An 8997-nucleotide genomic window follows, 5' to 3' on the forward strand; every position below is an offset into this window, starting at 1 on the left:
CGGTGAGCTCGGAGATCTGCGCGGTGGGGGCACGGAGATCCTCGCGTAGGAGCTGGATGAGCTCGATGCGGTCCACGTGGCGCTCGCCGTATTCGGCCGTGCGCGCGTTGATCTTCTCGCCCGGCGGGAGCACGCCCTGGCGGAGCCAGAACTTGATGCTCGAGACCGGCGCGCCCGTGGCGAGCGAGAGTTCGGCGAGGTGCATGTGAGGCTCCTTCGCGTGGGCGGGCAGGAGTCCAGGGCAGTGGATAGTGGACTACCCCGGTAGCTATCTACCTGGATGTTCAGTGGATATCACGACTATCTTAAACCCATGGACACCTTCACCGGAACGGCAATCGCGGTGCACGCCGTGGCGGCCTCGCTCGTGGTTCTCCTCGGTCCCGTCAATATCTTCCGCCGGCGCAAGGACTCGGCGCACAAGGCGATCGGCCGCTCGTGGGTGGTCTCCATGTACTTCGTGTGCGTCTCGGGGATGTGTATCTACACCCTCACCGGAGGGTTCACCATCTTCCACGCGCTTGCGATCTTCACGTTCTGCACCACGACCTTCGGCGTCTACAACATCCGTCGAGGGAGGGTGCGAGCGCACATCGGGAACATGGTGGGCTCGTATATCGGGTCGCTCGTCGCGGGTGCTTATGCCGCCATCGTTCCCGAGCGGGCGATTCCGCAGCTCGCCGTCAACAATCCTGCCGTGCTGTGGACGGCGGTCGGGGGAGTCGTCCTCGCCGCTACGTGTTGGGTCGCCTTCGTGCTCGCCCGCTTCGGGCGTACCGCCGTACCTGATCCGGTGCCGGTCGGGGATGGCGAAGCTCCGCGTGGTCAGGCGTCTACGGCCGCCTAGCCGGCCAACCGCGCAGTGGGCCGCGCCTAACTCTCGCCTGCGGAGAGGCCGAGCATCTTGGCGATGACCCGCGCGCGTGCCCGCGGGTCCGTATCCGGCACGGCGCCCCCGATGACGAGTGTGGCGTAGCCGTGGACGAGGGACCACGCTGCGACGACTGCGTCCTCTTCAGCCTTGGCCTCCGCCCCGTCCGCGGCCGCGGCAGCCGTGCGTGTTCCGCTCGCATCGAGTGCTCGCGAGACGCCGTCGCGGAGCGCGGCATACGCGCGCTGCTGAGCGTCGAGCAGTGCGGGATCGTCCGCGCGCAGCAGTGCGGTCTGGAACATGACGGCGAAGTGCGAAGGATTCGAGAGCGTGACGTCGACGTAGGCCACGCCCATGTCCACGAGCCCGGAGGAGGCATTTTTCGGCGCATCGTCGCCCTGCGCTGCGAGGTGATCCATCGCCGCGGCCAGGCGGTCGAATCCCTCGGTGGCGAGAGCGGTGAGCAGGCCCGATCGGTCGCCGAAGTGATAGTTCGGCGCCGCATTGGACACCCCGGCGCGCTTGGCGAGGGCGCGGAGACTCAGTGCGGCGAGTCCGTCGTCGGCGATGGCGGACGCGGCCTCGTCGAGGAGCGTTCGGCGCAGATCTCCGTGGTGGTAAGCCATGCGCCCGACTCTGCCCCCGGAAACTTTTCATCGACAAGATGCGCATGAATGACGAATCTATTCAACGACAAGTTTCGCAGGGTCGAACCAGGGAGATCACCATGGAACCGCTTATCGTGCTCGTCGCGACCACGTCGGCGGTTTTCGTCGTCCGCAAGGTCCTTCGTCCCAAGCAGAAGGCGTGGCGGCTCGGGCTGGCCGGCGGACTCGCGGCAATGTTCACCGTCACCGGCGGCGCGCATTTCGTGGCGATGCGTGAGGAGCTCGTCGCCATGGTCCCGCCAGCGCTTCCCGCGCCCGGTGTCCTCGTCATTATCACCGGATTGCTCGAACTCGCAGGTGCGGCGGGTCTGATGTGGCGAAGGACGCGGAACGCCGCTGCTGCGGGCCCAGGGCCCATGTTGCTGAGCATGTTGCCGGCGAATGTGCACCTCGCGCTTACGGGCACGGACCTGCCGTGGATCGACGAACTCGGCCTGCGAACGGCGCTCCAACTCTTCTTTCTCGCGGCGGAAGGGGGAGTGCTCGCCGGTGGTCGACGTCGGGCGGCCCGAGTTCCAGGTTTTCTCCGGGACGATGTTCCGGCTTCGGTCGAGCCGGTCAGGGGCACTTATTCCTACTGAGGTGAACGTCCGGGAGCGGCCGCCGCTGGACGGGCACCCCGGGACGTAGCCGAGCTCAGGAGACTAGCGGGGCATCCACGACGTCGCGAAGTTGAAGGTGTTCTCGACGGAGCCCACGAATGCGTCGAGCGGGTTGGTGGGCATCGTCGTGTCCCAAGTGAGGGCGGCGGAGAAGTTGAAGACAGAAGTGAGCGCCTGCGAAGGGTTGAGGAGGGAGCTGGGGAACGAGCCCGTGGGGGGCCTTTCGGTTCAGTCGGAGCCGGCGCCGGGTGGTCATTTCGTCGGCGCAAGGCGTCGAGCTACTTGGTCATATGGAAGCCCCGGCTTGCTGCTTTTGCCCGGGGTCTTCCCTAGGCGTGCATCGTGGTCAGTACGAGCAGGCGGCAGGTCCGCCGATGTTGTAGGCAATGATGCAGTACGCCTGGAATACGAGGGCCGCGGGCATTACTGCGGAGGCGACGGACATGGTGGCTGCGGGTGCGAGGGCATCGGCTGCTACCGATCCCTGCGGAATCTCGGGGAGCGTTTGGGCTTGTGCTGGGGCCGTAGAAAACGCAACCGCAGCACACGCGATTGCAGAGACGGCGGCGATCTTTCGGGTTGTCATCATGAGGTTTCCTTACGTAGACGCCCGGGCGTTAGTAAAACGGGATCTGAAGGGACGTGACGAAATCCTGGGCGAAGTATCCGACCGAGCCGGAAACAGCTTCGAAAAAGCCGTAGTCCGGGGTTTGGCCTTCGTGGAGGGTTGCAGACGTCTTGAACGGCCCGGCGAAGTCGAAGTTGAGCACGGCCGCGCTAATCGAATCCATGGAGTGCCTTCCTGCGTTGGGCGATGGTGTCCATTGTGAACATCGTTTCCGCCCTTGCGCATTGTTACGGGGCGTCGAACTCTTGGCGGTGCTCGCCGGCGGCCAACGTCGGGCAGGCCGCATCCTCGGGGCCTTTTGGTGGGGGAGGTCTTGGCGATAGGTAGATCGTCCCGCGAGATCGCCGGGCTACCGATGTTTTGCGCTGTTAGCGGCGGGCGACCGGCATCATTGCCGCGCGACGATCCTCGGAGCTCACGATCTCCTTGCTGAACGGGAAACACGTCACAGGGATGAGCTTGAGGTTGGCCCAGGCCAGCGGGATGCCAATGATCGTCACCGCCTGCGCCGCCGCTGTGAACACGTGGCCGATTGCGAGCCAGAGCCCTGCGACGACAAACCAGATCACGTTTCCAATCGTCGACATTCCCGTAGGCGCACCACGGTCCACGACCTCGCGGCCGAATGGCCACAGCACGTAGCCGGCGATGCGGAAGCTCGCGACGCCGAAGGGGATCGTGATGATGAAGACGCACGCGACAACGCCCGCGAGTAGGTAACCGAGCCACAGCCAGAAGCCTGCCGTCACGAGCCAGATCACGTTGAGCACAAGGGCAATGAGGGAACGCATGCCCGCGAGGGTACGGGAAGGTGGCCGCCGCGCAGGCGAACAATCTTGCTGTCCGCGGCGGGCGCGATCGCCAGACCGCATGTGCGGCAAGTTGATTAAATTGCTGTTGGCCCAGCGTCACGTCGTCTACGGTTCGAGGCCATGGAGGAAGGGGAGAATCGACGCACCTTCGGGGTACGCGCTCCACGGGTCGTGCGCGCGGTTGCGTTCGCTGTCGGTCTCCTCTGCGTGCTCGGGGCAACGTTCGTTGTCGCGACTATTAGCGACGTTCAGCCATTCGCGGAATACTTCCCGGAATCGGAGATCTCTTCGGCGAGAAAGGTGCTCGTTGGGCGTATGTCGGAACAACGGTGGATGGTGGTATTCGCGCTTGGGATCAGTGCGCTTGTCGCTGTGGCCGTGCTGCCACGGCGGCGGAAGCATGGGGTGCACGGTTTTCCGTGGTTCTGGATTGCGTTTCCGATCACAGCTCTGGCATTCGCCGCTTCGGTAGCGGTGTGGTGGCCGGAATTTCCTTCGATCTATGGGCACGGGTACCGATACGTGCCGCTCGGTCGAACGGAGTATTCGGTCCCGGGCATGGATTACCTGTCTGACGACCAGAAGGTGAAACTGACCTTGGGCATGATCGCCATGCCGGTCATGGCCGTTATGGGTGCTGGAGCCTCCGTCTGGGCTTGGAGGTCCGAGCGGTATTAGCAATGGGCAGACGGTGCGCGCTTAGCTCGCCTAAGTCGTGGGCGCGCCCGACCCCGCGGCGGCGTGCAGGACAAAGTTTGCGGAGGCCGCGCAATGTCGCCAGCAAGTCGGGCCGCTCGTTGGCTACTTGCTGAGAGCGACCACTAACTGGGATGAGAATTATATTACAAACTTTTGTAGATAATGTTGACTCCAAAACAATCGTGACTCTATTGTTATTCGTGCAGCGCACGAAGGGTTTGCGTGCTGCGCCATCCTTCTTGGTCGCAGCTCCAGGTGGCCAAAACTCACATCCGCAAGGAGTCCTCTCATGAAGTTCTCACATAAGCCACTACTGGTGGCCGTGCCGGCTGCGCTGATCGCCGGTTCGCTGGTCGCCGCTCCGGCGGTTACCGCGCAGTCGTTTGAGTTTAGTGGCGGCAGCCTCGGCAGCCTGATCCCGCCGTCGACGTCCGCTGCCCCCACCACTTCTGGTACCCCGACCTCCACCACTCCGACGCCCACCACCGATCCCGAAAATCAGTGCACGACGGAGGTCGTCACGCCGGCTGAGCCCGGCGAATGGACGACGCCGGACGATGAGACCCCTGCCGTGTTCCAGGATTTTGCGGATGGCGCGGAGACGGGTGCGACTGCAGGTCCGGGTGGGCTCTTCTTCCCCGACTACACCGACCCCGAGAAGAAGGGCACGTCGCTGTACAAGAAGGTGGACATGCCGCTCGAAGACCTGGTCGATGAAGATGGGAACATCAGGCCGATGGGCTTCGACTACTTCGGCGACACCCGTGGACCCGCGCTCCAGCTTCGCATCACCGGGGCGAACTACTACAACTTCGCGACCGGTGAACCCAAGCCGAACGGCGAGGGCGGGCACTTCACAAACGGCTTCGCCACCATTGTGCTGAGCCCGACCGATTCGACTGGTGAGTGGAATACGCTGTCGCCGGAGGATGTCTCCGCGAGCTCCGAATTCTGGGTCACAAAGAGCATTGCGGCCACACCCGGCTTCAATGACGGCAAGCCGCTCATGCGAATGGAGACCGCTACGCTCAAGGACATCATCGCGATGAACCCTGATGCTCAGCTCGACGAAATCGGTGTCCAGAAGACGCAGGAAAACAAGACTCCGAACACGTACATCGACAACTTCGTTTTCGATTGCGTGACCTACGACTTCGAGACAAAAGCAAGGGAAACGTCCACCACGACGACCGACACGACGACCGACACGACGACAACGAACACGGAGACAACCACTCCGACCACGACCACGACCACGAGCACGCAGGTTCCCTCGAACGGCCCGGACTTCGGCTCGCTGGCGCTCGGCGGAGGGCTTGCCGTCGCCATTGCCGCGTCGCTCGGAGGCGCCTACTGGGCCTGGCAGCAGGGCCTGATCCAGCTTCCGCCGGAGATCACGGCGCTGCTCCCGAAGTAGTATCTGCCGCTTTCGAGTAGCGACCAAGAATGCCGGCCCCTCACTAGGGGCCGGCATTCGGCATTTCGGCTATCGGTTCGTAGGCGAAAGGAGATCCCGCCGAGCGTGGCAGACGCGCGCCGGGACAGGAGATGGCTAGGGGAGCGGGACCTACGTCGTCATCCGGGAAGAACGAGGGGCGAGCGGCAACGCGCTCTCCCCGGAAACTCCCCCGCTACGCCATCCGGAAGAACGCGTCGAGCGATGCAGCGAGGGAGCCGAGATCGGCCACACCGCACATCTCGCGCGCCGAGTGCATCGACAGGAGGGGCACGCCGACATCGACGGTGTCGATGCCGAGGCGCGTCGCCGTCAGGGGACCGATCGTCGAACCGCACGGCACGCGGTTGTCCGAGACGAAGTGCTGATAGGGCACCTGCGCCTCGGCGCACGCGGCGATAAACAGCGCGACCGTGCCGGCATCGGAGGCGTAGCGGGCCTTGGCGTTGATCTTGATCACCGGACCGCCGCCGACAAACGGGTGGTGCCCGCGATCGTGGGCTTCGGGGTAGTTCGGGTGCACGGCGTGCGCGGCATCGGCGGAGACGCACATCGAGCGGGCGAACATCTGCCGGCTCCGCTCGAGATCCGCGCCGAGCCCGGCGGCCGTGCGCAGGAGCACGTCCTCGAGCAGCGGCCCCGAAGCGCCGGAAGTGGTGCCCGAGCCGACCTCCTCGTGGTCGAACGCGGCGAGCACGAGGATGTCGTCGCCCGGAGGATCCGACGCCGCGGCGAGCAGCGCCTCGAGCCCGGTATGCACGCTGGTGAGGTTGTCGAGCCGCCCCGCCGCGAGGAACTCACGCGCGACGCCGAAGCGCTCGCCGCGCTGCGCGTCGACGGTAATGAGGTCGTGCGAGACGATCGCTGTCCCCGGCGCGAGCCCGTTCTCCGCGGCGACGTCCTCGGCGAGGATCTGCAGCAACCCGCCGGGGCGCACGGAATTGCCAAATATCGGCTGGACGTGGCGCTCGGGGTCGAGCTCGAGCTTGGAATTGACGCCCCGGTCGAGGTGGATCGCGAGGCTCGGAATCCGCAGCCATGGGCCCGTGCGGACGAGGTGGGTCGAGCCGTCGGCGAACACCACGCGCCCCGCGAGCTCGAGCTCGCGATCGAACCACGTGTGGAGGAGCGGCCCGCCGTAGACCTCGACCGGCGCCTGCTGCCACCGCTTGAACGCGAGATCCCCGCGCGGCTTGAGCGAGAAGCCGGGCGAATCCGTGTGCGCGCCGACGATGCGGAAACCGCTGGATGACGGCGACGCTCCCTCTGGCACGAACCACGCCACGATCGCCCCTCCGCGGATCACGAAATGCCCGCCCGGTTCGGAATCCCAATCCTCGGCCTCGTCCTGTTCCGTGAAGCCCGCCGCGAGGAGCCGGCGTCCGACCTCCGTGGCCGTGTGGAACGAGGACGGGCTCGCGGCGACGAAATCGATAAAGTCGGCGGCGCGGGAATCTGCCCCCGAACTGCCCGGGAACGCGCTCGTGAGGGTGCTCATTCTTTTAGGCTAGCCGCAGCGGCATGCGCCGCGGGCACAGCGTGAGGAAAGGGCGGACGGGAATCGTGGCCAAAGACGAGGCGCTCAAAGCGGCATCGCGGGAGATCGCCGAGGCGCTGCCCGAGGACATGCTCCCCATCGAGTTGCGCACCCGCCCGATGTTCGGCGGCTATATGGTCTACGCCACCGTCCCCGACGCGGGCCCGGAGGATTTCGCCTCGAATCCCGATATCGAACGCAGCGTCGCCGTGATCAACGACGGTTCCCTGTTCCTCAAGAAATCCCCGCATGACGACGACGTAGCCGAGATCGCCGAACTGGCGCCGATGTATCCGGGTGGCGCGGACATGTGGCGCGTCGACCCTGCACATCTCGACCCGGGTAGCGATCGCCTCCGCGAGCTTCTCGTGGAGCTGTGGCGGGCGGCGCCGAAGAAGAAGCCCTCCAAGCCGCGGAAGCCGAAGCAGGCGAAGCCGAGCCGGGAGCGCTGAAGAAATGAAATTCTCGATGCCCCAATACTGCGGGAACTCGCCGCGCATGCAGGTCGTCGCCGGTTTCGCGCGCGCCTGGGGCGAGGCCGACACCGAATTCTTCGACCGGTGGTTCGTCGAGGAACCGCAGTGGGAGCCGGCCGCGAAGGGGAATGGGGACTCCGCCGCCACACCCGGTCTTCCCCTGCGCGGAGACCTTTCGGAGCTTGAGATCCTCGCGGTCGTGACCCACGGTAAGTACGGCGCGGTCGACGGAACCGCGACCACGAAGGACGGGGAGCGGTTCGGGTTCGCGCACCTCCTCGAATTCACCTCGGCCGCGAAGTCCGGCAAGGTCGAGGTGGTGCGGACCTACATCGTTCCCGGCGACTGACCCGGCCCGACCAGCCCCGGGGGCTCGCGCGCTGCACAGTGTCGGAGGGGAGGCCTACCGTGGGCGGTGTGAGTGAGATGCCAGTACACCAGAAGCCGTCGATCCGCACCCTCGGTGAGCTCCGCGCCGCCGGCTACTCCCAACGCACGCTGCGCGAGGAGATGCGGGAGAACCTGCTTGCCGCGCTGGCCGAGGGGCGGAACCCCTGGCCGGGCATGCACGGTTTCGAGAACACTGTGGTGCCGCAGCTCGAGCGGGCTGTGATCGCCGGGCACGATGTCGTGCTGCTCGGGGAGCGCGGCCAGGGCAAGACGCGTCTGCTGCGCACGCTCGTCGGACTGCTCGACGAATGGTCGCCCGTTATCGAGGGATCGGAGCTCGGGGAGAGCCCGTTCGAGCCGATCACCGCGGCGTCGATCGCCCGCGCGGAGCGTGAGGGCGACGCGCTGCCCGTCGAGTGGAAGCACCGTTCCGAGCGCTACGTGGAGAAGCTGTCCACGCCGGACACCTCGGTCGCGGACATGATCGGCGATGTCGACCCCATGCGCGTCGCCGAAGGCCGGCGCCTCGGCGATCCGGAGACCACCCACTACGGGCTCGTGCCGCGCGCGAATCGCGGCATCGTCGCGCTCAACGAGCTCCCGGATCTCGCGGAGCGCATCCAGGTCGCGCTGCTCAACGTGATGGAGGAGCGGGACGTGCAGATCCGCGGCTACGCGCTCCGGTTGCCGCTCGACGTGCTCGTCGTCGCCTCGGCGAACCCTGAGGACTACACGAACCGCGGACGCATCATCACCCCGCTCAAGGACCGTTTCGGCGCGGAGATCCGTACGCACTACCCGCTTGAGATCGAAGACGAGATCGCGGTCATTCGTCAGGAGGCGGAACTCAGCGCGCAG

13 protein-coding genes are annotated in these 8997 nt (G+C 65.6%); 7 read left to right on the plus strand and 6 right to left on the minus strand.

Annotated features, from left to right (window positions below):
* On the minus strand, positions 1-205 hold a 205-nt coding region (locus V7E05_RS12565; RefSeq protein ID WP_333619984.1), incomplete at its 3' end, for a MerR family transcriptional regulator.
* 108 nt (positions 206-313) lie between these two features.
* Here V7E05_RS12565 and V7E05_RS12570 point away from each other — a divergent pair.
* Complete coding sequence (locus V7E05_RS12570) at positions 314-847, plus strand: DUF2306 domain-containing protein (RefSeq protein ID WP_333619985.1); 534 nt, start codon at positions 314-316, stop codon at positions 845-847.
* Positions 848-873: 26 nt separating this feature from the next.
* Here V7E05_RS12570 and V7E05_RS12575 read toward each other — a convergent pair whose 3' ends face one another.
* Complete coding sequence (locus V7E05_RS12575) at positions 874-1497, minus strand: TetR/AcrR family transcriptional regulator (protein ID WP_333619986.1); 624 nt, start codon at positions 1495-1497, stop codon at positions 874-876.
* 101 nt (positions 1498-1598) lie between these two features.
* Between V7E05_RS12575 and V7E05_RS12580 the strand changes: the two genes are divergently transcribed.
* Positions 1599-2120, plus strand: coding sequence for a DoxX family protein (locus V7E05_RS12580; protein WP_333619987.1), 522 nt, complete (start codon positions 1599-1601; stop codon positions 2118-2120).
* Between the two features lie 367 nt (positions 2121-2487).
* Here the strand turns inward: V7E05_RS12580 and V7E05_RS12585 are convergent, their stop codons facing one another.
* The 3 genes from V7E05_RS12585 to V7E05_RS12595 form a co-directional block, all read right to left on the minus strand.
* Entirely contained in the window at positions 2488-2730 is a 243-nt protein-coding gene (locus V7E05_RS12585; RefSeq protein ID WP_333619988.1) for a hypothetical protein, read from the minus strand.
* 28 nt (positions 2731-2758) lie between these two features.
* Positions 2759-2932 (minus strand): hypothetical protein, encoded by a 174-nt coding sequence (locus V7E05_RS12590; RefSeq protein ID WP_333619989.1) that lies wholly within the window; start codon positions 2930-2932, stop codon positions 2759-2761.
* Positions 2933-3137: 205 nt separating this feature from the next.
* Positions 3138-3560 carry a YccF domain-containing protein gene (locus tag V7E05_RS12595; RefSeq protein ID WP_333619990.1) on the minus strand — a complete coding sequence of 141 codons (423 nt, stop codon included), beginning with the start codon at positions 3558-3560 and terminating at the stop codon, positions 3138-3140.
* 141 nt (positions 3561-3701) lie between these two features.
* Between V7E05_RS12595 and V7E05_RS12600 the strand changes: the two genes are divergently transcribed.
* A complete protein-coding gene (locus V7E05_RS12600) occupies positions 3702-4259 on the plus strand; it encodes a hypothetical protein (RefSeq protein WP_333619991.1) in 558 nt (185 codons plus the stop codon).
* A 337-nt stretch (positions 4260-4596) separates the two neighbouring features.
* A complete protein-coding gene (locus tag V7E05_RS12605; protein ID WP_333619992.1) occupies positions 4597-5697 on the plus strand; it encodes a hypothetical protein in 1101 nt (366 codons plus the stop codon).
* Positions 5698-5911: 214 nt separating this feature from the next.
* Here V7E05_RS12605 and V7E05_RS12610 read toward each other — a convergent pair whose 3' ends face one another.
* Positions 5912-7234, minus strand: a complete 1323-nt coding sequence (locus V7E05_RS12610; protein ID WP_333619993.1) for a M18 family aminopeptidase — start codon at positions 7232-7234, stop codon at positions 5912-5914.
* A gap of 65 nt (positions 7235-7299) precedes the next feature.
* Here V7E05_RS12610 and V7E05_RS12615 point away from each other — a divergent pair, with 65 nt between their 5' ends.
* The 3 genes from V7E05_RS12615 to V7E05_RS12625 form a co-directional block, all read left to right on the plus strand.
* Positions 7300-7725 carry a hypothetical protein gene (locus V7E05_RS12615; protein ID WP_333619994.1) on the plus strand — a complete coding sequence of 142 codons (426 nt, stop codon included), beginning with the start codon at positions 7300-7302 and terminating at the stop codon, positions 7723-7725.
* 4 nt (positions 7726-7729) lie between these two features.
* Positions 7730-8098, plus strand: coding sequence for a hypothetical protein (locus V7E05_RS12620; RefSeq protein WP_333619995.1), 369 nt, complete (start codon positions 7730-7732; stop codon positions 8096-8098).
* Between the two features lie 77 nt (positions 8099-8175).
* The coding region (locus V7E05_RS12625; RefSeq protein WP_333619996.1) for a sigma 54-interacting transcriptional regulator at positions 8176-8997 on the plus strand (822 nt) is incomplete at its 3' end.

It is taken from the genome of Dietzia sp. (assembly GCF_036741115.1).
GTDB lineage: Bacteria > Actinomycetota > Actinomycetes > Mycobacteriales > Mycobacteriaceae > Dietzia.